Below are 23501 nucleotides of genomic sequence, written 5' to 3'. Positions count from 1 at the left end.
CTGAATGTGGCGGTGAGGGAGGGATTCGAACCCTCGATACGTTGCCGTATACACACTTTCCAGGCGTGCTCCTTCAGCCACTCGGACACCTCACCAAATTGTTGCCAACGCCTGTCGCGTCGACGGCGGCTAATTTACTGACTTGTGCTAATCGGGTCAAGGTTTTTTCCCAATTAGTTGTACTTTCTTATCGTAAGCGATGATCAAAAGATCAAATCGGTTTTTTCTTAGGCCTAACACACGCTTATTTCTACACTTGTAAGATAATTCTTATTTGAGTCTTACCACTTCACTATGCGCAATCTCACCGTATTCGTACTCTCGTTAGTCTTATTGATCATCGTCTTTCCCTGCTACGCCAGTGAAGAGTCAGATTCCGCCACCACCCAGCAAACGTCCGATTACAGTGAAGCGCTGGACAAACAGATTGCACTGGCCAAGGAGCTGGAGACAACGCCAGAAAATGAGAAATTGCTGGAGAAACTGCTTCAGGCACAGGATCAGTTGCAAAAAACGGAAACCTATAAAACGCAAATCGAAAAGAACCGGCAGCTGCTTGATAACTTCAATGAGCAGACGGAAACCATAAAAACGCAAATCAGTGATTTTAATGCCTCAAACTTTCCAGACTTCAGCCAATGGGGCCAGGATCAGCTTACCCTTGAGATAGCTGAGCAGGACAACAAGTTAGAACAGCTTGAATTACAGCGACACAACTATCGCAACGAGATTGAAGACATAGAACGCAGTATTGATGCGTTTCCTAAACGGGTCGATCAACTGCGCCAACAGATAGATAATGCCGATAAAGCCCGCAAACAGGCGGAAAGAGATCGTGATAACCCGCTCTTGCTGGTTCATAACATTGAGTATGAGTTTTATGACACCCAGTTGTCAGCCCTCGAAGCCGAACAATTGACGGGGGATAATCGCCGCACGCTAAGCAAACAAAAGCTCCAGCTGGTCAATGTAGAAATAGAGGCCAGACAAGCATACCGTAACAATCTGCAATTGATGCTAAACCGGCTACTCAGAACCGATGCCGAACAATCTGCCGTCGATACCGATGAGCTGGTACAAGAGCTGGTCGATCTTCCCCCGGAACTGAAACAGCTCAGTGAAGAAAACCGGCGCTATGCCCGTGTGTTGTCCTCGCTGTCAGATCAACTGGATCAGGTTCAGTTGCAACAGGAAAAAACCGATCAGCAATCAGAGCAAGTGGCAAAAACGGCAGAAGATCTGAACAACATGGCCGAGTGGCTGTCCCTCAGCCCTGCTTTTAGTGAAAACATGCGCACCCGGCTCAAGAGACTGCCAGATCCGCCGGATATGTCAGGGCTAGACAATAACATCGCTCAAAATCAGATCCGTAAGTATGAATATCAGCAACGGTTTGAAGATCTGACCGAAAGCGCAAAGTCTGCGCCAGAAAAAAATCTGTCGGAAGATCAGCAAGCACTGCAATCCGAACTCATTCAGAACAACCTGTCTTTGTTAGAAAAGCTGATAGACAGCAGCGACATTCTGATTTATCAGCAAGCCACCTTAAAAGTCGCCTATGACAAACTGGATTCATCACTGAATAACCTGAAAAACAGAGCGGCACGCTTGCTGTTCCTGGCTCCGGACAGCAACGCTTTCAGTATCAAATTAGCAACCGACACACTGGAAAAATTGCAGTGGTTTTTTTCTCCGACGCACTGGCTGGGTTTACTCAAAGTCCCTTTGGTTGCTGATCCTGTGCTACTGGCTTTCTGTCTGATCATTGTCGCACTGCTGATTATTGCCCTCAGCTGGAGCCGCGCACGCTGGAAGAAATATTTAAAAGAAACCAGTCAGTATATAGGTAAAGTCACCAAAGACAGGTTCAGCTTCAGTACCATCAATGTCATCTGCTCTGGCCTGTTTGCCTGGCCGGCACCACTGGTGGTCGCCGTCGTTGGCGCCCTGTTAAGCGCGCTTTGGCAACTGCCTTTCATCCATCACTTAGGTCAGGCCCTCGCACTGCCATTGCCTCTGGTCATGTACTGTTTCATGCGGGAGCTGGTGCGACCGGACGGTCTGCTCATCAAACATTTTGACTGGCAGCCCAACCTGGTCATGCGCTGCTTCGGCCATTATCGCCGATTGATCTGGATCTACCTCCCTATGATGGTGATCCAGAACTTTGCTTTCTATTACAACGACATTGATGTGAACGCCACCCTGGGACGGCTTGCTTTTATCATCAGTAACATAGCCGTCAGTTACTTTATGTGGAAAATGGCCAATGAGCGTATTCCTATGACTTACCGGGATTTACCCCAAGGCCATTTGCATCTCAGCCATCATTTATTCTGGTGGCTGCTGATTTTATTACCGCAAGCGCTTAACTATTTTGCACTGCTGGGCTATCTGGGTTCGGCGCAAAAACTGATGTCCAAACTCGAATATGCTGCAGTGCTGGGCGTGTTTACCCTCTTGGTGTATTACCTGATCAAGCGCCTTATGCTGATTCAGCGACGCAGACTGGCTTTCGAGCGGGCCAAAGCGAAACGTCAGGAAATACTGGCGCAACGCAGAGCCGAATTGCTTGAAGGCAAAGAGGAGCCAGCAAGCAGTGAGCTGCATATTGAAATTGAAGAGCCAGAGGTCGATCTGGATGTCATCAGTGCGCAGTCGCTGCGGCTTTTACGCTCACTGTTGCTGCTGATTTACCTGTTTATTCTTGCGCTCTTGTCATCAGATTTATACCAGGCCACCAGCTTCCTTGAAGACATTACACTCTGGGATGTCAATGCCAATATCGACGGGATAGAACAACTCAGCCATATCACGCTGAAAAGTGTGCTGCTCGCCATTCTGGCGCTCTGGCTGACTGCCATTCTGGCCCGTGATTTACCCGGGGCAATGGAGCTGCTGGTGCTGCAACACATCAGCCTGAGTCCGGGAACCGGCTATGCGATTACTTCCCTGACCCGCTATATGGCCATTTTCTTTGGCATCATTATTGGTTCGGCATTGATAGGTTTTGAATGGTCGAAAATGCAATGGCTGATTGCGGCGCTGGGGGTCGGCCTGGGTTTTGGTCTGCAGGAGATTTTCGCCAATTTTATCTCAGGTTTGATCGTTCTGTTTGAGAAGCCTATCCGCATTGGCGATACGGTCACCATTCGCGATCTTACCGGGATTGTGGCAAAAATTAATACACGGGCAACCACCATTGTCGACTGGGACAGAAAAGAAGTCATCGTGCCGAACAAAGCCTTTGTGACAGAGCAGTTTGTCAACTGGTCGTTATCGGATTCCATCACCCGGGTAACCATAGCTATCAGTGTGAAATATCTGGCTGATACTGAATTGGTGACCCGGCTGTTATTTGAGGCGGCAGATGAATGCGAACTGGTGCTGGACAATCCTGAACCCGAAGTGTTTTTCCTGAGTATTACCGCAGACGCGCAAAATTTTGAAGTGCGAGCCTATGCCGCAGAGACCGGCCACCGGCTCAGTCTGACCCATGATCTCCACAGCCGGATTAAACGTAAGTTCCTGGCACACGATATCAGTATTGCGCACCCTCAACTTGAAATTGCCATCAAGAAGCAGCAGCGCCACCCTTTGAACCGCTAGCGACAGCAACGAAAAAGGCAGTCCGTTGGACTGCCTCTCAGTAAAGACGCTTTAACTCGCGGTGTTAAGCCTGCTGGTAGTAACCCGGTACTCTGAACATACGACGGCAAACTTCAAGAAACTGGCCATAGACGCCACCCAGCACACCGCTTACCAGCGCATTCGTGGCTACCGCTGTCATAATTTGCTCGGGCTCTGCCCCCACAAACCAAAGGATAGCGGCATAAACAGGCGACTGGAATAGCACGTAAGCCAGCATATCTGAGACGAATTTCATCCGGCCCAACGGGCTCAATTTTGCGCCCTGACGGATCATCCAGTCGCGAAAGACGCCGTAAGGCCAGGCAATAGCAATGTTAACCGGAATTGACAATGTTCGGGAAGCCAGCGACTGCTGGAAGGTCATCCCTGAGATAAACACTTCGATCATCATGCCTGTGATAAAGCAGAACACCACCATTGCAAAAGTGTCTGCTGCCGCATTGCGCACATTAAATTGTTCTTTCACTGCCGCTCCGAACCATTAACCAGAGATAAAAGCCAACATAGGCGATTCAAAAAGACCATATGACCAGAATCACCATAAAAAACCAGTCATTCGTCATATTAAATCAACTTTTAGGTAAAATATCTCACTGTATTAATATTAATGTAGTCTATTTACAACCAATAATCGTGATCAAAGCCACATCTTTCGCTAGTTGCGCACTACTGACGTGCTACTCAGGTATTTCTCGCCTTCTGTTGTCCGGCTTTTCTGCATGTTTTCTGGCACAAAAGTGGCTGGCAAGCTCAGTTTGTCAGTTGATAAACACAGCTTATCGCCAAGATTCGGTTTATTTATATAAAAACCCACCCCAATCTTCACATAACTTTTCATGCGCTATTTTTATAACTTTTTCATTTACTTATGAGTGAACAAACTTGCCAGTCACATCTTACTGGCAGTTAACACTGTTAAGTTTGCCAAAAATCGTACGCATAAGGTGCACTTTACTGGGTCATGACTGAAGATCATGCCAAATGCAGATAAAACTGCAGGTTTTTATCGCGGGGATACAGGCACACAAAAGAGATATAACTACATAAGTGAAATTTAATTACATATCATGACCAAGCGCGCAGCAAAGAAAAAAGGGAGCACAAGGCTCCCTTCCGGTTGGTCACGTTGAAAACGGCTTAATAGTTCAGGCTCAGTGTCACGCCTGAGAAATTGCTGTAGCCACGCAGCATCACGTAGTAAGTCTGGCCAGAAGAAACGGCGACATTACAGGTTTCATTATTCCCACCAACATATGGACGACAATCCCATGAGCTCGTGGTGGGCTTGCTGCCGGCTTTCACATACAAGTCGGCATCGCCAGATCCGCCAGTAATGCTTACAGAAGCACTGGATACTGATGCTGGCACAGTGAATGTGTAGTGAAGTTCACTGCTTCTGTTACCGGAAAGACCACTGATAGGCTTGCCTTTTTCTAGCGTATCACCCGTTGGTGGTGTTACCCCACAAGCGGCATTGACACCGACCGTATTGAAGGCATCGACAACATCGGCAGTGTTATAGCCCAGATCCTGGGTTGCTTTAACCACACCACAACCACCCTGGTCAAAGTTAGAGTTGGCAGTCCAGTACAGCTGGTTCGCCACGGCAAAAACTTCGAAACCTTTACGGGCATCCCAGCCGGATTTATTGGCCAGCAAGTAGTACGCACGGTTGAATACACCGCTTGAATAGTGCACATTCAGACCCGATGTGTACTGCGAAGCATGATCGATTGAGCGACCGTCTTTGGATGGCTGATCAAAATAACGTAAACCACCGGACTGTTTGAAAATATCGCTTCCGACTACCCAGTCCACGCTGCCACGCATATAGAATTCAGCCGCTTCACCGGCGATATCAGAGAAGGCTTCATTGATACCACCAGACATGTTGCGGTATTCCAGACCTGAGTTCTGCTCGGTAAAGCCATGGCTGACTTCATGAGCACTGACGTTGATATCCACCAATGGATAGAAGGTAGAATAACCGTCACCAAAGGTCATTGCGCTGCCGTCCCAGAAGGCATTTTCATATTGAGAGCCGTAATGCACACGCATTGTCAGCTGGAAGGTTAACGGTGCCGTATTCAGCCAGTCTTTATACATATCAAAGACAACCTGGCCGAAGTAGTGAGCATCATTGAGCGGTGAATAGGCGCCATTGACCTGTTTGTGGCTATTGGCGTTGCTGTCAGTCGGACAGTTATAGCTGAAGGCGTTGTAGCCTGACGTCGCCCCATTGAGATCGACGGTTTTTACTGCACTGGTATTCATGGTACAGGTAGTGCCGTTTTTCTCCACCATGAAATTCGGGAAATCCACACCAAACTGGTATTGCCCGGTCTTAGTGTTACCACCAGGGCCAGAGCCTGGCGCCTGGATATGGGCGATGCTGTCCCAGGTATCCAGCACATCACCTGTGTTGGCATCAATGAAGAAATAAGGACGGGATGGCTCATCGGAAGCAACAAAGAAGCTCACCTGGTACACCAGCTCGGCCAGATTGTTTTCATCCAGACGAACCATCAGCGTCACTTGTTCATTTTCAAGTGGCAGTTCACCGGTTAATTGCGGAGAATGTAAAGAAGCATGGTGTGATTTAGCAATATTCAGCGCTTGTTTTTCATCAATGCCTGCCTGAATTAATGGCAGGTCTTGCTCTACATTTTGTGCCATTCGGCCATGAACCTGAGTCAGGCCTTTATTACTTGTCGTTGCCACTACGGCCGTATTATAAACGGGTAACCCTTTATAAAGCTGCTGATAGCGGACCTTTTGTTTACCATTTGGTAAAGTGACCGACTTTACAGGTTTAAAACTGTTATTTAATGGTGTCAGTGAACGTGCCATTAACCCTTGTTCCAGAACAGCAGAATCGGTGACGTCAACCATTTCTGCGGCCATGGCCGGCAAGGTGAAAAGTGAACCTAGTGTCAATACAGCCAATGCTTGTTGTTTGTTTGTTTTCATTACTCATTCCTAGAGATTTTAGTGAGCTGTCCTGCGCATCCCAACCAACAAACCATTCATACTGCAAATGTTTTATCGCCTAACTTCTGAGAACCTCTTGTTTCAGCTCTGTTACACACATGTATACTTTTCAAGAAAGCGATTCAACTTTGGCTCAGCATTTCAATACTTTGCAAACAAAACAAACAAAAAACCAATAATGGAACGTACAAAAAAGTTAACATTTAAATAACAAATGCAACAATTAATGAGAGTTATTACTCTAATGTCAAGTTAAATCAACAAGTTGAATTTCCACACGGTGTATATAAACATTTACAAATTAGATCTTGCTAATTTACAAATATAATGAGGATGCAATATTGCATGTAACAGATGAATATAAAATGAATAGTGACTCGCAAATATTTACGGCTCAGAAAATCGCTTAACCGCCAAATTAGAAATGAGTATTTCGTGAATCAGCCAGTTCGCTGTCATTTAGAAATAACGACGCTATTTTAAATTTTCAATACAAAAGAAATAATGATTCATGAATAAAGACTGAGTCAGGAATGAAATAATGAAGGCCAGTCTTTATTTTTCTGGCTGATAAGCCATCCGGATACAACTCAGAGCCGTCAAATACAAAAAGACCCGCTGATTGCTCAACGGGTCTTTTCTGAATGTGGCGGTGAGGGAGGGATTCGAACCCTCGATACGTTGCCGTATACACACTTTCCAGGCGTGCTCCTTCAGCCACTCGGACACCTCACCTATTTTTGGTTACTGCGCTTACTCAGCAACGGGGCGTAACTATAGTGTTGCCCCTGACTGAGGTCAACCCAAATCATCACATTATCAATCAAGTGGATACTTTTGCAGCATTGTCAGGCTCGCACTGCCCTTTTTTCATGTTTCCCCGTCACAAGGCTATGTCTTCTGGCTCTGCCTGCTACAATACCGTTATTCTGCTCACAGGCGCCGGAACAGCGTGCCTGCCCATTTGAAAGAGAAACTGATAATGTCTGCGCAACTTTCGGCAATTTTGCAAGACCCTGAACTTAGTCAGCATTTGCTGTCTGAGCATCAAACCCGTGGCTTTGTAACGGCAATGGCGGCGGCCCCTCATTTACTGGATCCGGCTGAATGGCTGGCGTACCTGTGGGGTGGTGATGAAACCTCGCCATTTACCAGTCATCAAGAGTTGGAAAATTATGCCAACGCCATCGTTCAGATATGGAACGAAGCGCGTCAGGCCTTGTTGTCTAATAGCTGGGAATGGCCGGAAGGTTGCGAGTTGGATGACAAAGAATTGGTCACACCAGCCACCCGTGAATTTGCCGAAGGCGTATTACAGGGCTGGCAATTGGCGCGGGATGACTGGGAAACCATCATGCCGGAAAACAGCCAGGACAACGCCCTGCTGGGCGGCGTGCTGCTTTCTGTCAGCCTGCTGTATGATCCGGAAAGTGCGATGGCCGCTTTATCTGAGCAAGGTGCTGAAGGACTGGCACAATTTGAAGAAGTCTTCAAAGCTATTCCTCCCATGCTGTGCGGCCTCACTCAGCGCGCACAACAGCTTACCGAAAACCAGTGATACCCACAGCCGGGCAGCCAATTCTGCCCGGCTGATTACACTGACTGGCAACCAGCGTCAGTGGGTCATTTCCGCCTTCTGCCGGCTTACCTTAGTGTTTACCACGACTATCCCGATGACAGCCACTAACGCGGCTAACCTGGCCGAGTCATCCATAAACAGAATAATCAGTGCCAATGCCAGCAGTACCACTCTGAACGGCTTATTGAGCGGATTAATCAACCGCCCCTCAATCCCCCCCGCAAAAGCGATAATCAGCCCTGCCGTCGTTGCTATAGCAATCACAAAATGCAGTGTGTCTCCATTGCCCAAGATCAGCCCGGAAAATGCCATCATCGCCGGGATCAGGAAAAAGCCCTGAGCCAGTTTAAACGCCTGCACCGCGGATCGCATCGGCGATGCATTGGCAATACCGGCACCGGCAAAGGCCGCCAGAGCGATAGGTGGCGTGACATTAGAAGTCTGTGACAGCCAGAAAACAATCATGTGGGCCGTCAGAATTGGCAAGCCGAAATCATTCAGTGCCGGCACCGCCATTACGGACAACACTATGTACGCGGCTGTGACAGGCAAGCCCATGCCCAGAACCACCGCCGCCAGTGCAATCAGCAGGAGTGCCGACCATAAGTGACCGCCGGACAGCGCTAGCAGAAACTGGGTGAACTGCAGGCCAATACCGGTTTGCCCGACAACACCAACGACAATACCGGCCGTTGCGCAGGCCACTGAAATCGGCAGGGCCATCAATGCCCCCTCTTTCATGCCTTCCAGCACCTGGCTCAGGCTGACACGGCTGGATTTGCGGCACAAGGCGGAAACCAGGACAGCGACGCACCCGGCAATGCCGACCAGTTCCGGCGAATAACTCATCATCAGCAGTGCAGTGACCAGAATCAATGGCGCGAGGAAGTGCCAGCCGTTGTTCAGTACTTCACGCACACCTGCTTTGACATCCATCCCTTCCAGCCCCAGCTTACAGGCCATCAGGTGGACATAAAGCAGCGTGCAGGCAAAATACAAAATCGCAGGTGCAATCGAGACCAGTAATATTTCGCTATAAGGGATCCCGGTAAACTGCGCCATGACAAAGGCGCCCGCCCCCATCACAGGCGGCATGATCTGCCCCCCAGTGGATGCAGCGGCTTCAATACCGGCAGCTTGCTCAGGTTTGTAGCCCAGCTTTTTCATCATCGGAATCGTTAACGAGCCGGTGGTCACCGTGTTGGCAATCGCAGAGCCAGAAATAGAGCCTAACGCCGCCGATGCGATCACACTGGCTTTTGCCGGGCCCCCGCGGTATTTACCGGCAACAGCAAAAGCAATATCGATGAAAAATTGCCCGGCACCGGTCACCTGCAGAAAAGCACCAAACAGCACAAAAATAAACACCACCCCGGCCGCAATCGCTAAAGGCGCACCGTATACCCCGTTGGTGGAAAAAATATGGAATCGGATCAGCTCTTCCAGTTCAAACCCTTTGCTGGCGATACCTGAAGGCAAGGCATCACCAAACAGCGCATAAGTGATAAAGACCGCCGCTATCACCACCATCACCATGCCGACAGAGCGCCGGGTTGCTTCCAGTAAGGCAACGATAGTGATCAACCCGGCCAGTTGGTCTGACCCTTTCAGCCCATCCAGTAAAAAACTGATATCGTCGTAATCAAACTGAACAATGTGCCAGGTCGCCCAGATGGTGGCTGCCGACAACACAAAATCGACACTGCGTGCCGCCAGATATAAAGCCAAAGCATGGCTCTGTTTGATTAATGGCTGAGTGAGAAACACTAATACCAGAATCCAGCTTAAGTGTACCGGACGAAAAACAGGCGCCGCTAATTCTGCCGTCACCCCTTGCCAAATCTGAAAGGCAGACAAAACGATAGCCGCTATAGCGGCTATTTTCATCAGCATATCTGCAAGCTTTTGCCCGTGCCGGGCCGTGGCTGTCGTTGACATAAATACTCCAATTCAGCACAAGGGCCGAGAGACAGACCCGGGTCTGCGCTTCCCTGCCCCTGATAACAACCCATGTTTACTGAGACTGCTCATCCAGATATTGCTGGGCGCCAGGATGCAATGGCACACCATCAAGTTTTTTCATATTTTCAAGCGTCGTATATTGAGTCACGCTGATCGTTTTACGAATCTTATCCATATTCTCGAAGGCGGTTTTGGTCATTTCGTACGCCAGTTTGTTATCCAGATCTTTATTGACCACTAACACATTCCAGATTGCCGGCGCTTTAAAGCTTGCAACATTCTTATAGGTGTCAGCGGGTGCTTCGATCAATTGATAAGAGGGGTTGGCCGCTGTGATTTTCGCCATATCCGCTTCGGTAAACGACAAAATACGGATATTACGGGTCAATGCCAGCTCAGTGATCGCACCGACACCTAAGCTGCCGACAATGGCTCCGGCATCAATCTGACCATTGGCAATCGCACTGGTGGTCGCGGTGTAATTGAGTGATTGGGCCTGGATATCTTTTTCATCAACCCCCAGGGCATTTAAAATATTAACCGCGCTGACTCGCGTACCCGAACCCGGCGCGCCAAGCGAGACCTTTTTACCTTTCAGATCAGCAATACTGTGAATATCTGAATCCGCAGGCACCATAAACTGGACAACATTGGGATAGAGAGCAAACAAGACGACCGCGTCCATTTTTCTCGGGAAGGGTTTCGTGCCTTCATAGGCCTGCTCAACCACATTACCCATCGCGATACCCGCCAGTTGCTTATGGGTGGACACTTTGATCACGTTTTCAACCGAAGCGGCAGTGACTTCAGCCCGCATGTCAAAATTATCAATATTCTCACTCCAGATCTTGGCCAGTATCCCGCCTAACGGGTAGTAAGTACCGCTCTGACTGCCTGTTCCTATGGTGTAATTTTCCGCACTCGCCTGAACCGAAAAGGTAAGCAATGCTGTCGTCGTGAAGGCCAGCCAGCCTTTTCTGAATTGTGTAAGCATAGTTATGATCCTAGTTTTCAGATATTTAGTAGGGTTATTGCATTTTATTTATCCTACAAATGTTATTGCCTTGTTGGCATATATGATCAACAAAAAAATACTGACAATGAGATCTCAGGTACCACTAAATGTTACAAGTTTGATTTGTTTTGTTATAAACCGGTCAATAAAAGCCGCTGCTCCGGTGCCGGTACCAGAATCGGTAAAGACTGACACCCGCACAATTTCTGACCATCACAATCTGATTTCATGGCCCTTGTTAAATCTCACCACACCTTAGGGTGTAAAGTCTTCGGATACAAAAAAAGCGACCATCGGATCGCTTTTCGTCTCGGTGAAACTTGTTTTGTCAGGATCAGGCGTTGCCTTTCACTTGCAATTGCAGTGATGCGGCAAAATCCAGCATACGGTTCAACGGGATAAGAGACTTCACACGGATGGCTTCATCAACAAAGATCTCGTGCTTCTCGCCGCCTTCGCGCAAAGCCGCTTCAATGGCTTTCAGGCCGTTCATTGCCATCCAGGGGCAATGCGCACAGCTTCGGCAAGTCGCGCCAGCGCCGGCCGTTGGTGCCTCAATCAGTTCTTTTTCGGGCACCATCTGCTGCATTTTGAAGAAAATGCCTTTGTCGGTCGCAACTATCAGTTTTTGTTGCGGCAGGCTTTTCGCCGCCTTGATCAACTGGCTGGTAGAACCGACAGCATCCGCTAAGGCAACCACACTCGCCGGTGATTCAGGGTGGACCAGAATAGCCGCATCCGGATGCAGGTGCTTCATGTCTTTCAGCGCTTTGGCGGAAAACTCATCATGAACCACACACTCGCCTTGCCACAACAGCATCTCAGCGCCTGTTTTCTTCTGGATATAGCTACCTAAATGGCGGTCTGGCCCCCAGATGATCGGCTTACCCTCGGCATCCAGATGTTCGACAATCTCCAGCGCTATACTGGACGTCACCACCCAGTCCGCGCGAGCTTTGACCGCCGCAGACGTATTGGCATACACCACCACAGTGTGATCAGGGTGCGCATCGCAGAATTCGCTGAACTCTTTTTCCGGACAACCCAAATCCAAAGAGCATTCAGCTTCCAGCGTCGGCATCAACACCTGTTTTTCCGGGGTCAGAATCTTGGCCGATTCCCCCATGAAACGCACACCGCAAATGATCAGGGTTTTCGCAGGATGTTGATTACCAAATCGTGCCATTTCCAGCGAATCACCCACAAAACCACCGGTTTCTTCGGCCAGGGCCTGGATTTCAGGATCGGTGTAGTAATGCGCGATCAATACCGCTTCTTTTTCTTCAAGCAGCGCTTTGATTTTCGCTTTGTAATCCACTTGCTCGCTTTGAGTCAGTGGAATTGGTTTGGGTGGAAATGGATACACCATTTCTGAAGGGTCAAATGTCAGGCTCATTACGTCTTGCTCTATCAGCTCGTCCTTACAATCCGCGCATTATACACTGCAATTACGCTGTAATACTAATCTGGATGAGGCATAGAAGGGGCAATCAGGCACCGCTAACCCAATTTTGAGAGGTTAGCGGCGAGGAGGAGATAAAGCCAGATATCCTGCTATTTGAGATTCTTGAGGCTTTTTTCGGCTTGTTGGGATGTCGCAGTATTGGGATATTCTGCCACTACCTGCTCATAGAGCTTTTTCGCCACATCCGCTTTGTTGCCGCGCTCGGCTAACACACCCATCTTCAACAGCGCATCAGCGCGCTTGTTGGAGTCTTTGAAACTGGCAACCGCTTCAAAGTGTGTTTGAGCATCCGCCATCTTGTTCTGGGTAAAATAAAGCTGCCCAAGCCAGTAATGGGCATTGGCCGCATACACAGAATCAGGATAAGTGGACAAAAATTCGTTGAACGCCGTCACCGCGCCATCATAATCCTTTTCTTTCAGGATCAAATTCACGGCACTTTCATAAGCGGTATTTTCATCAGCGCTGGCGGCATAAGTTTCACCGCCGGATACATCCTTTTTCTCTGCTTTGGCTGCAGCAGGTTGCTCGCGGCTTAATTTGTCAATTTCACGATAGAGCTCACGCTGGCGTTCCAGCATCTGCTTCATATCATAACTATTGCGTTCAACCATACCGCGTAGTTCGCCAACTTCACGGGACAATTCATCAAGTTGACGCTGCATATCCAGTTGCATCTGGCTACGCGCCTCAAACATACGTTCTAAACGTTGCAGACTGCTTTCGCTGCTTGATGAGCTGCCTTTGAGCTCAGAAACAGGAGCAGGTGCGGCGACCACAGGGGTCGCCGCACCAATCAGCAACGTTAATGCGACATAACGCATCATGTTACTGTTCATTTTCATAACCTTAATTAGTAAACCAGAACCGAACGACGGTTCTTAGCGTAATCGGCGTCAGTGTGGCCCAGTACCAGCGGCTTCTCTTCACCGTAGCTTACGATAGAGATCTGGCTTGAAGACACACCCAGTGCCTGCAGGTATTTAGCAACAGCATTGGCACGACGCTCGCCCAGTGCAATGTTGTACTCTGGCGTACCGCGCTCATCAGCGTGGCCTTCAACAACAATTTTCACACCACTGTTGTTACGCAGGTATTCAGCATGTGCTTCAAGCATCGCCTGGTAGCTGGCCTGAATTTCAGCATTGTCAAACTGGAAGTAAACCGTTTGTTCCTGACGCAGTTGCTGGTTACGGATTTCTTGCTCTGACATCGCCGCTGAACCAGAATCTACAGGTGTTACAACTGTGGTTTCTGAGCCAGTTGTACCAGCGCCAGTGTTAGTTTGAGCGGCAGAACTGTCTGTGCTGTCGGTAGAACTACAAGCAGCCAGAGTAAACATTGGCAGCGCAATTGCCAAACCCTTTAAAACTTTATTCAGTTGCATTTTTTTTCCTTATTTATCGCTATATTGCAGTGAACCCTATAAGAACGGTCCCCAAGATGGCGCTCTTACTCGCCCACTGGTAGCTGGTAAACGAGCCTTAAAACGACCATCTATTGATACCAGAGACAACTCGTTGGATTTGTTATTGACCGAGCTGTAGATCACCATGCCACCATTTGGGGCAATGCTTGGAGATTCATCCAAAAATGTTTTCGTCAAAATCTGTACAGCACCTGTTTTCAAATCCTGTTTGGCAATGTTGTAACCCGAGTCCGATCGGTTCACCATTACCAAATAACGGCCATCTGGAGTCAGCTGACCACCGAGATTTTGCGATCCTTGCCATGTCAGACGCTCAGTCGAACCGTCAGCTAAATTTACTCGATATATCTGAGGTTTACCACCTCTGTCTGACGTGAAAATCATAGATTGACCGCTTGGATCCCAAAACGCTTCAGTGTTGTTTGCACGCCCGTCCGTCACCTGTTTCATCGCTTTAGTTTGTAAATCCATTACGTAGACTTGCAAACTCCCACTTTTCGACAAGACCATGGCCAGTTTCTTCCCGTCAGGGGAAAAACGCGGTGAACCATTGTGTCTAGGGAATGAGGCGACCATTTCACGGGTGCCATTCGTAATGTTCATGATAAAAATCTGGGACTGCTGATTTTCAAAGCTGACATAAGCCAGTTTGTTGCCGTCAGGAGACCAGGATGGCGACATCAGCGGCTGTTTGGATTTCAACACCAGTTGTTCGTTATAACCATCGTAATCAGCAATGCGAAGCTGGTACGGATAATCCGAGTTATCGTCAATGACCACGTAAGAGATCCGCGTCAGGAACGCCCCTTTTTCACCGGTCAGCTTTTCATAAACCACATCCGAAATGCGATGAGCATACTGGCGCAGACGGTTGGTTCTGACTGTCGCCCGGTTGTTCAGCAAAACGTGATCACTGGTCTGAACCAGCTTACCGTCTTCCAGCCCACGGCTCTCGCCATTGGTGAGCTGACCGCGCACCACGTCAATCAGCTGGTAATTGATGACATAATTACCATCAGCATTCTTGCTGACAGTGCCTGTTACCAGCGCATCCACACCCAATGCTGTCCAGGCGGCATAATTAATATCTGCTTCGCTGGTCGGCGTTTGCGGCATAGCATTAGGGGCGACAGGGCTAAATTTGCCACTGCGACGTAAATCCGAGGCAATAACCGACGCCATATCAACAGGCGCCGCACCACCACCTTCCCACTGAAAGGGAATAATACCGATTGGGCGTGCCGAATCGACACCTTCAGTAATGACCAGTTCCAGTTCAGCGTGCGCCAGTTGGCTCATGGTGAGCAGGGCGGCACACAAGCCCAAAATCCAACGTTTCATTTAGCTTTCCCTCTTAACTTACTGGCTTCACGGTTAAGCGAATTGAACGCAGTTTTTCCACCACTGCCGGATCTTCTGGCATGGGAAACTGGCTGACTTTTACAACGGCCGCTTTTGCCGCGCGGCACAAACTTGTATCGCCCCCCACATCCGACACATCCAGCAGCAGGCCGCTCACTGACAGTCGCATTTGCAGGTTGCATTCTTTACCCGAGAAATTTTGATCAAACAGCAAATTTTGCTGGATCATCTGCTTATATATTTCGCCGTAACGGGCAGTTTCATCCGCGATGAACTGCCCTTTCGCACTACCGCGTTGCTCAGTTTCCGCTTCCAGGCCGGCAAACATGTCATTAAGGGCTGCTTCCTGCTGCCGCTGCAGTGCTTGTGCTTCTTTCGCTTTACGTTCGGCTTCTTTACGGGCAGCTTCTGCTTTACGCGCTTCTTCTTCCGCTTTCTTCTTCGCCGCTACTTTAGCTTTACGATCAGCTTCTGCCTGGCGAGCCGCTTCTTCCGCCCGCTTTTGTTCTTCAATTTTCTGCTGACGCGCAATTTCAGCTTTACGCGTTGCTTCTTCAGCTTCCTGCTTGGCTTTTAACTTAGCCTGGCGATCCGCTTCGGCTTTTTTCGCTTCTTCGCGAGCCAGCTTCGCTTGTTCGTCCGCCTGACGCTTTTCTTCGGCTGCTTTTTCTTTTTCACGAGAAATGCGAGCCCTTTCCGCATCTGCTTCACGCGCCGCTTTCTCAGCCTGGAGCTTGTCCGCTCTCAGTTTGCGAATGCGCTCTTCTTCAGCCTGACGCTGCTGCTCCAGTGCCACCGCCTGACGCTCAAGGCGCTCAAGACGTTCTTGTTCGGCTTTTTTCGCCGCATCTCGCTGCTCGCGAAACTGGCGGGCCTGCTGATTGACCAAAGCAGGATCAACGACAACGGCCTGAATGGTCGAACCCTTTGGCTTAGGATTGGCCATTGTAAAATCCGTTCCCCAAATCAGAGCAGCAAACAATACAGCATGGAAAAATAACGAAATGATGATGGCAACTGTATAGTTGTTGTTTTTCATTTATTTCCCTACTGCTCCAATGGCTCAGTCATCAGACCCACAGAGCCGACACCTGCCTGATTCAAGGCATCCAGCGTTTCGATAATCGCTGAATAAGGGACTCTGGCATCTCCGCCCACCATAACGGGCGTTTTCGGATTAAGCTGCAATTCGGCTTTAACGCGCGTCAGCAGCTCAGTCAATTGCAGGCCACGTATCATGTCATCGTTATTGACGCTCAGACCCAACTGACCATCTTTATCCACCTCGACAATGATAGGCGCCCCGCTATCGTTTTCACCGGCCAGCTCAGCGGCCGTTTTTGCCGTATGCGTGGCAGGTAACTCGACATCCACCCCCTGAGTGACAAAGGGCGCGGTCACCATAAAGATGATCAGGAGCACCAGCATCACATCAATGTACGGAACCACATTGATTTCCGCCGTCATCTTGCGCTTTTTCGGTTGATAAACCGCCATGCTGTTACTCCTGGTTAGCAGCAAACGCCTGACGGTGCAGGATGCTGGAGAACTCTTCCATAAAGGTGGCGTAGTTATGCTCCAGTTTGGCAACCTTGTTGGTCAGGCGGTTATAAAACATCACGGCCGGGATAGCGGCAAACAGGCCCATCGCCGTTGCAACCAATGCTTCGGCAATACCCGGAGCGACCATCGCCAGGGTTGCCTGCTTCACAGCGCCCAGCGCAATAAAGGCATGCATAATGCCCCATACTGTACCGAACAGGCCGATGTAAGGACTGATTGAACCCACAGTGGCCAGAAACGGCAGATTGGTTTCCATTTCTTCCACTTCCCGTGACAGCGAGACACGCATCGCACGGCCAGCCCCTTCCATGACAGATTCAGGCGCTTTGCCATTATTACGGTGCAAACGGGCAAACTCTTTAAAGCCGGCGTAGAAAATCTGTTCCGTTCCGCTCAGATCGTCTTTACGGCTCTGCACTTCCTGAAACAAATGAGATAAATCAATGCCAGACCAGAAACGGTCTTCAAAACGCTCGGCTTTTGAGGCTGCCTGAGACAATATCTGTGAACGTTTCACAATCATCGCCCAGGAGATGACCGACATTCCCAGCAGGATCAGCATGACAATTTTGACCAGCAGGCTCGCCTGCAAAAACAAATCCAGAATAGAAAGTTCAGCACTCACTTAGGCTATCTCCGACAGTATATGTTCTGGTATCACAATGGGTTTCATTGAATGAGGGTCGACACAGGCTACCTGAACAGTAGCTTTACACAAGCACTGGCCCTCATTGTTTACTAAAATCTGACAAAATTCGATGGAGGCTTTACGCACCTTTAACGGCCAGGTACGAACCTTAAGCTGATCGTCTAATCTCGCACCTTTCAGGTAATCAATTTCAAGATGGCGCACCACGAAACTGAAACCTTGCTCTAACATGTCCTGTAAGCTGACCCCAAAGCTCCTGAATAGTTCCGTTCTGCCACGCTCAAAAAACTTGAGATAATTGGCATGATAAACAATGCCGCCAGTGTCCGTGTCTTCAATATAAATAGTGATTGGCCATTCAAAGGCGTTTTCTTCCGTCATCCCAATACCACTAATGATGATGCATAACCAACGCCAAAAAAATGACGTCAGAAGGTAATCCAGCAATAACTATACCGGAGTTAATTTAGAGAATGAAACCCCTGACTTTCAGCATGTATTATTTCCTTTCAATTTTTGATCTTGTCGGTATTTCCGGGAATTACTGCCACATAAAACTCAGCCCGCTATTCTCAGCGGGCTGTGTCGTAACATGCATGCTTTCAGCTCAAACGGAGCCAAAGAATACCCGCCAATATGGGTAAAGCGGCATAAGGCGTGAAAAACAGCTGCCAGTACCACCGGCGAGGCACAAAACCGACCCCGAAGATAATCGCGGTACAGCAAGACCAGATGAGAGCCGGAGAAATAACAGGGCCAAAGCCTCCTATCTCCTCGGCGAACAAGACTGGGTCCCAGATCACCAGAGCGCCGGTTACCAGTCCCATGCTCAGGGCCAGCACACGTAACACACTGTGCGCCAACCAGGCATGGCTTGTTCTGACCCAGAGGTCGATGCGATTACTCACCGTCTGATTGACTGTTGTCATCCATATTCTCTGTCGTTTCTAACCAAAGGGCGTTAATGATACCGAAAGAGCAGGCTAACAGGACTCCCAGAATCCAGGCGAAATACCACATAGTCAGTCTCCTTAGTACAGTGAATTTTTATTGTCTTCGATATATTGCTTATCGAGACGACCAAACATTTTGTAATAACACCAGCAGGTATAAGCCAGGATGATGGGCACCATGACAAAAGCCACCACTGTCATAATGTTCAACGTCAGCTCACTGGACGTTGCATCCCAGAGTGTCAGACTGTGGTTCGGAATCTCGCTGGATGGCATGATGAACGGGAACATTGCAAAGCCGAAAGTCAGAATAATGCCCGCCATGGTCAGACTGGAGAACAGGAAAGCAAACCCGGCCCGTTCAATGCGGCATGCCAGAATCGTCAGCAGCGGCATCACAATACCCAGTGCCGGAGCAATCCACAGCAGCGGCTGAGCATTGAAATTGATCATCAGCGCACCAGTCTGGCGGATCACTTCTTTATTGAGCGGGTTTGACGCTGCATCTTTTGCAAGCTCAGACGCGACCACATACCCTTCCAGGTTTTTCGCCCAGAATCCGGCCAGCACAAAAGCGACCAAGGTCATTAACGCTGTGATCGGCGCAATGTTGCGCGCACGTTCATGCAGCTCGTCTGTGGTTTTCATCTGCAGGTATACCGCGCCCTGTGTCACTATCATCGCCAGGCTGACAACGCCGCAGAGCAAAGCGAAGGGATTCAGCAGGCCGAAAAACGAGCCCTTATAAGTCGGAATCAGCAGATCGCTCAGCACAAAAGGCACGCCTTGCAGCAGGTTGCCAAAAGCCACACCAAAGATCACAGGCGGAACGAAGCTGCCGATGAAAATCGCACGGTCCCACAGGTTACGCCATTTTGGATCTTCAATTTTCGAGCGGTAATCAAAGCCCAGAGGGCGGAGCCAGAGGGCCGCCAGTGTCAGCACCATGGCCAGATAAAACCCGGAAAAAGCCGTCGCATAGACCAGTGGCCAGGCCGCAAATAAGGCGCCGCCGGCTGTGATCAACCAAACCTGGTTACCGTCCCAGTGCGGTGCGATAGAGTTAATCATGATGCGGCGTTCGGTGTCTGTTTTACCAATAATGTTGGTGAGAACACCGACGCCCATATCGAATCCATCTGTCACTGCAAAACCGATGCACAAGACACCAATCAGCAGCCACCAGATAAGACGTAACACTTCGTAATCAAACATTTTTAATTCTCCTGTCCGTCTCGGATCACTTCATGACCGGGTTGTCAGTTAAGTCATGCGGTGCCACATTCTGTTCGAAATGATAGCGCCCGGTTTTCAGACTGCTTGGACCCAGACGGGCAAACTTCAGCATCAGGTAGACTTCCGCAATCAGGAAACAGGTATACAGAGCAATAATGACAGCCATCGACGTCAGCACATCCGACACGGCCACATTGGACGCCGCCATCGCTGTAGGCAAAATCTCACCCACCGCCCAAGGTTGACGACCGTACTCAGCGACAAACCAGCCGGCTTCAATGGCGATCCAAGGTAGCGGGATGGCGTACAGCGCCGCGCGGAGCACCCATTTCTTCTCAGTGATTTTATGACGACAGGTTTGGATAAATGCCGCAGCAAACACGCCCAGCATGATAAATCCGCAACCCACCATGATACGGAAGGCCCAGAATAACGGCCAAACGGTAGGCAATGAATCGGCCGCCGCTTGCGCGATATCCTCTTCGGTGGCATCCACTACCCTGTCGGTATAAGGCTTCAGCAACAGACCATAACCCAGGTCATTTTTCACGGCATCGAACGCGGCGACATTTTCAGGCGTTTTGTCACCCGCACGCAGTTTCTCAAGCAAGCCGTAGGCTTCCATACCGTTACGGATACGCACTTCGTGCTCATCTTTAAGATCACGCAAACCCGTGACTTCAGTATCAAATGAACGCGTAGCAATAATACCCATCACATAGGGGATCTTAATGGCGTAATCCGTGTGCATGGTTTCCTGGTTCGGAATGCCGAACAAGGTGAAAGCCGCCGGCGCTTCTTCGGTGTGCCACTCAGCCTCAATCGCGGCCAGCTTTGCCTTTTGGACATCACCCAGCTCGTACCCGGATTCATCACCCAAAATGATCACAGACAGGATAGAGGCCATACCGAAAGAAGCCGCAATCGCGAATGAACGACGGGCAAACGGCAGATCACGACCTTTGAGGATATAGTAAGAACTGACACCCAGGATAAACATGGCGCCAGTGACATAGCCTGATGCCACAGTGTGAACAAATTTCACCTGAGCAACCGGGTTAAGGATCACTTCGGCAAAGCTCACCATCTCCATGCGCATGGTTTCGAAATTAAACTCAGCGCCGACCGGGTTTTGCATCCAGGCATTGGCTATCAGAATCCATAATGCCGAGAAGTTTGAGCCCAGAGCCACCAGCCAGGTCACCGTTAAGTGCTGACGCTTACTGAGTCGGTCCCAACCAAAAAAGAATAAGCCGACAAAAGTGGATTCAAGGAAAAAGGCTATCAGCGCTTCAATTGCGAGCGGGGCGCCAAAGATGTCGCCGACGTAGTGAGAATAGTAGGCCCAGTTCGTGCCGAACTGGAATTCCATGGTCAGTCCGGTGGCTACACCCAGTGCAAAGTTAATGGCGAAAAGCTTACCCCAGAACTTGGTCATGTCCTTGTAGATTTGCTTTCCGGTCATCACATACACAGACTCCATGATGGCGAGCAGAAACGCCATGCCCAAAGTCAGCGGGACGAACAAAAAGTGGTACATCGCAGTCATAGCGAACTGTAACCGCGATAGTTCGACGATATCAAACATGATAACTCCTTGAGTCGCCAGTCTCCCGGCAACGTACGACATAGTTGATCGAGCACGCCCAGCAAGTATTCTTCAAGACTACCGTCAATTGGTTAAAATTTCAGCAATCATTGATTGATAACCCGACAACGCGTTATCCATCGTTAGGCTGCGCAAAACGTCAGCGAACACGCCTGCCTGTTTCACAACATCATTTTCTGACCAGCGATTTACTCGCCAAACTGGATGTTGCAGACTTGTTTCGAATTATAGATTTTAATGTAAAACCACAACCGGTTAAGCTGAAACTAATACTACTGACTTCGCCACACAGGTTCAAAGGTATTTAAAAAAAACGCGCTGATTCGCTAAGCAGATTGCGATTTAAATCGTATAGATAAGTGTTTTCCATGCGCGAGATCAAACTTCTCTCAATTGCATAGCTTTGTAGCTAACACTTTAAATAAATGTGATTTTTCAATTATAAAGTTACAAAAAATGCAAATTTAATCACCTTGGCAGCTTCTAAAACCACAACAAAAAACGGGTAATTTTTCTCAGTAAAGCAGCAGGCCAAAAACGACTTGAGCACACAAGACAACACCATTAAACCAGCGTAAAAACAGTGCAATTAAAATAAAACCACCCCGGGATTTAGATTATTTTTTCTAATCCAAAAAGAAAAACAAGACGACGACTGCACACTGCAGGTATCACCACACTGGCAGACATACCAACTGTGACACTTGAGCGAAGATGAAGATATTCCTATTAACATTTCCTGGTTTGGTTACTGCATCAATGTCCAAGTTTTAAACAATTGCTTCCCAGGCCAGGCCTGAGAGAAAAATCCGCCACACCTGGCCAGCCTCAGCCATTTAGACCTTTGCCAGCATTCAGGCTATTAAAAGCGTCAGAATTTGACCCGTCTGACTCACAAACTTATCCGGGAAATGTTAATGATATTAGATGACTCAGCCGGGTTTAGCCGAGAAAGCCATGGGTAAAAAACAAACAAAAACGGAGCCTTGGGCTCCGTTTTTAACATTTGATTATCTGTTATATCAGCTGTTGGGGATATCCAGACCAAAGTGCAGATAAGCGCGATGGGTCGCGATCCGTCCTCTGGGTGTGCGCTGCAAAAAACCCTGTTGGATCAGATAGGGTTCGAGCACATCTTCTATCGTATCCTTTTCCTCGCCGATAGCGGCCGCCAGATTGTCCAGCCCGACCGGACCGCCCATGAATTTGTCAATAATCGCCATCAGCAGTTTTCGATCCATATAATCAAAACCGCTGCTGTCCACATCCAGCATATCCAGCGCCTGACTTGCCACTTCTTCGCTGATATGACCATCACTCTTCACTTCAGCAAAATCCCGTACGCGCCGCAACAACCGGTTCGCGATACGCGGTGTGCCACGGGCACGGCGTGCAATCTCCAGCGCCCCTTCCGGCACCATAGACAACCCGAGGCACCGGGCGCTGCGCTGGACAATATCTTGCAGATCGGCCACTTTGTAGTACTCAAGCCGCTGGGTAATCCCAAAACGATCGCGCAGCGGTGAGGTCAGCGAACCGGCACGCGTTGTCGCGCCCACCAGAGTAAAAGGGGGCAGATCTATCTTGATAGACCGTGCCGCCGGCCCTTCACCAATCATGATATCAAGCTGATAATCTTCCATTGCCGGATAGAGCACCTCTTCCACCTGAGGGCTGAGACGATGGATCTCATCGATAAAGAGCACATCATTTTCTTCCAGGTTGGTCAGCAGTGCCGCCAGATCACCGGCCTTTTCCAGCACAGGACCAGAGGTCGTGCGGATACTGACGCCCATTTCGTTTGCAACAATGTTGGCCAGTGTCGTTTTACCCAATCCGGGCGGGCCAAAAATCAGCAGATGATCGAGCGCTTCAGCACGCAGTTTCGCAGCCTGAATAAAAATTTCCATCTGGCCCCGGACATGATCCTGGCCCTGATAATCCTGCAGTAATTTCGGGCGGATGGCACGGTCTATGACCTCTTCTTCGCGGTTAACCGGATAACTTCCCGACACCAGGCGATCAGCTTCTATCATA

Annotated in this window: 19 protein-coding genes and 2 tRNA genes; 2 read left to right on the top strand and 19 right to left on the bottom strand. The window is 49.2% G+C overall.

Annotated elements, in window-relative coordinates; translation table 11 throughout:
- Positions 1-7: 7 nt before the first annotated feature.
- Positions 8-95 (bottom strand) — tRNA-Ser (locus P0Y67_RS00895).
- Positions 96-294: 199 nt separating this feature from the next.
- Here P0Y67_RS00895 and mscM point away from each other — a divergent pair.
- Positions 295-3609: a miniconductance mechanosensitive channel MscM gene (mscM, locus tag P0Y67_RS00890; protein ID WP_342390329.1), complete on the top strand. Its 3315-nt coding sequence runs from the start codon at positions 295-297 to the stop codon at positions 3607-3609.
- Positions 3610-3673: 64 nt separating this feature from the next.
- On the opposite strand, the gene P0Y67_RS00885 is transcribed toward mscM, so the two are convergent.
- From P0Y67_RS00885 to P0Y67_RS00875, 3 genes are all read right to left on the bottom strand, one after another.
- Positions 3674-4117: an L-alanine exporter AlaE gene (locus P0Y67_RS00885; RefSeq protein WP_303453641.1), complete on the bottom strand. Its 444-nt coding sequence runs from the start codon at positions 4115-4117 to the stop codon at positions 3674-3676.
- A 671-nt stretch (positions 4118-4788) separates the two neighbouring features.
- Complete coding sequence (locus tag P0Y67_RS00880; protein WP_446728782.1) at positions 4789-6621, bottom strand: M4 family metallopeptidase; 1833 nt, start codon at positions 6619-6621, stop codon at positions 4789-4791.
- 668 nt (positions 6622-7289) lie between these two features.
- Positions 7290-7377 (bottom strand) — tRNA-Ser (locus P0Y67_RS00875).
- 247 nt (positions 7378-7624) lie between these two features.
- On the opposite strand from P0Y67_RS00875, the gene P0Y67_RS00870 reads away from it, so the two are divergent.
- Positions 7625-8200 carry a UPF0149 family protein gene (locus P0Y67_RS00870; protein WP_342390328.1) on the top strand — a complete coding sequence of 192 codons (576 nt, stop codon included), beginning with the start codon at positions 7625-7627 and terminating at the stop codon, positions 8198-8200.
- A 57-nt stretch (positions 8201-8257) separates the two neighbouring features.
- Here P0Y67_RS00870 and P0Y67_RS00865 read toward each other — a convergent pair whose 3' ends face one another.
- From P0Y67_RS00865 to ruvB, 15 genes are all read right to left on the bottom strand, one after another.
- A complete protein-coding gene (locus P0Y67_RS00865; protein WP_342390327.1) occupies positions 8258-10159 on the bottom strand; it encodes a TRAP transporter permease in 1902 nt (633 codons plus the stop codon).
- 76 nt (positions 10160-10235) lie between these two features.
- On the bottom strand, positions 10236-11177 hold the full coding sequence (locus P0Y67_RS00860; protein ID WP_342390326.1) for a TAXI family TRAP transporter solute-binding subunit: 942 nt from the start codon (positions 11175-11177) through the stop codon (positions 10236-10238).
- Between the two features lie 355 nt (positions 11178-11532).
- Positions 11533-12594, bottom strand: a complete 1062-nt coding sequence (gene nadA, locus P0Y67_RS00855) for a quinolinate synthase NadA (RefSeq protein ID WP_120511234.1) — start codon at positions 12592-12594, stop codon at positions 11533-11535.
- Between the two features lie 158 nt (positions 12595-12752).
- Positions 12753-13502 carry a tol-pal system protein YbgF gene (gene ybgF, locus P0Y67_RS00850; protein ID WP_342390325.1) on the bottom strand — a complete coding sequence of 250 codons (750 nt, stop codon included), beginning with the start codon at positions 13500-13502 and terminating at the stop codon, positions 12753-12755.
- Positions 13503-13516: 14 nt separating this feature from the next.
- Positions 13517-14050: a peptidoglycan-associated lipoprotein Pal gene (gene pal / locus P0Y67_RS00845; RefSeq protein WP_046222340.1), complete on the bottom strand. Its 534-nt coding sequence runs from the start codon at positions 14048-14050 to the stop codon at positions 13517-13519.
- A 36-nt stretch (positions 14051-14086) separates the two neighbouring features.
- Positions 14087-15433 carry a Tol-Pal system beta propeller repeat protein TolB gene (gene tolB, locus P0Y67_RS00840; RefSeq protein ID WP_192015263.1) on the bottom strand — a complete coding sequence of 449 codons (1347 nt, stop codon included), beginning with the start codon at positions 15431-15433 and terminating at the stop codon, positions 14087-14089.
- Positions 15434-15446: 13 nt separating this feature from the next.
- Positions 15447-16493, bottom strand: a complete 1047-nt coding sequence (gene tolA / locus P0Y67_RS00835) for a cell envelope integrity protein TolA (protein ID WP_342390324.1) — start codon at positions 16491-16493, stop codon at positions 15447-15449.
- 8 nt (positions 16494-16501) lie between these two features.
- Positions 16502-16951: a protein TolR gene (gene tolR, locus P0Y67_RS00830; RefSeq protein ID WP_342390323.1), complete on the bottom strand. Its 450-nt coding sequence runs from the start codon at positions 16949-16951 to the stop codon at positions 16502-16504.
- A gap of 4 nt (positions 16952-16955) precedes the next feature.
- Positions 16956-17642, bottom strand: coding sequence for a protein TolQ (gene tolQ, locus P0Y67_RS00825; protein WP_027253435.1), 687 nt, complete (start codon positions 17640-17642; stop codon positions 16956-16958).
- Positions 17643-18047 carry a tol-pal system-associated acyl-CoA thioesterase gene (ybgC, locus tag P0Y67_RS00820; protein ID WP_342390322.1) on the bottom strand — a complete coding sequence of 135 codons (405 nt, stop codon included), beginning with the start codon at positions 18045-18047 and terminating at the stop codon, positions 17643-17645.
- A 221-nt stretch (positions 18048-18268) separates the two neighbouring features.
- On the bottom strand, positions 18269-18595 hold the full coding sequence (locus tag P0Y67_RS00815) for a cyd operon YbgE family protein (protein WP_342390321.1): 327 nt from the start codon (positions 18593-18595) through the stop codon (positions 18269-18271).
- Positions 18567-18686: a cytochrome bd-I oxidase subunit CydX gene (gene cydX, locus P0Y67_RS00810; RefSeq protein ID WP_342390320.1), complete on the bottom strand. Its 120-nt coding sequence runs from the start codon at positions 18684-18686 to the stop codon at positions 18567-18569. The genes P0Y67_RS00815 and cydX overlap by 29 nt, the downstream gene beginning before the upstream one ends.
- A gap of 11 nt (positions 18687-18697) precedes the next feature.
- On the bottom strand, positions 18698-19834 hold the full coding sequence (cydB, locus tag P0Y67_RS00805) for a cytochrome d ubiquinol oxidase subunit II (RefSeq protein WP_342390319.1): 1137 nt from the start codon (positions 19832-19834) through the stop codon (positions 18698-18700).
- A 25-nt stretch (positions 19835-19859) separates the two neighbouring features.
- On the bottom strand, positions 19860-21443 hold the full coding sequence (gene cydA, locus P0Y67_RS00800) for a cytochrome ubiquinol oxidase subunit I (protein ID WP_342390318.1): 1584 nt from the start codon (positions 21441-21443) through the stop codon (positions 19860-19862).
- A 1043-nt stretch (positions 21444-22486) separates the two neighbouring features.
- Positions 22487-23500 (bottom strand): Holliday junction branch migration DNA helicase RuvB, encoded by a 1014-nt coding sequence (gene ruvB, locus P0Y67_RS00795; protein ID WP_027253441.1) that lies wholly within the window; start codon positions 23498-23500, stop codon positions 22487-22489.
- Between the last annotated feature and the right edge of the window lies 1 nt (position 23501).

The sequence above is a fragment of the Photobacterium sp. SP02 genome (assembly GCF_038519165.1).
Lineage (GTDB): Bacteria > Pseudomonadota > Gammaproteobacteria > Enterobacterales > Vibrionaceae > Photobacterium > Photobacterium halotolerans.
Note: the sequence above shows the minus strand (reverse complement) of the source record. Positions and strands in the feature narration are given on the sequence as shown.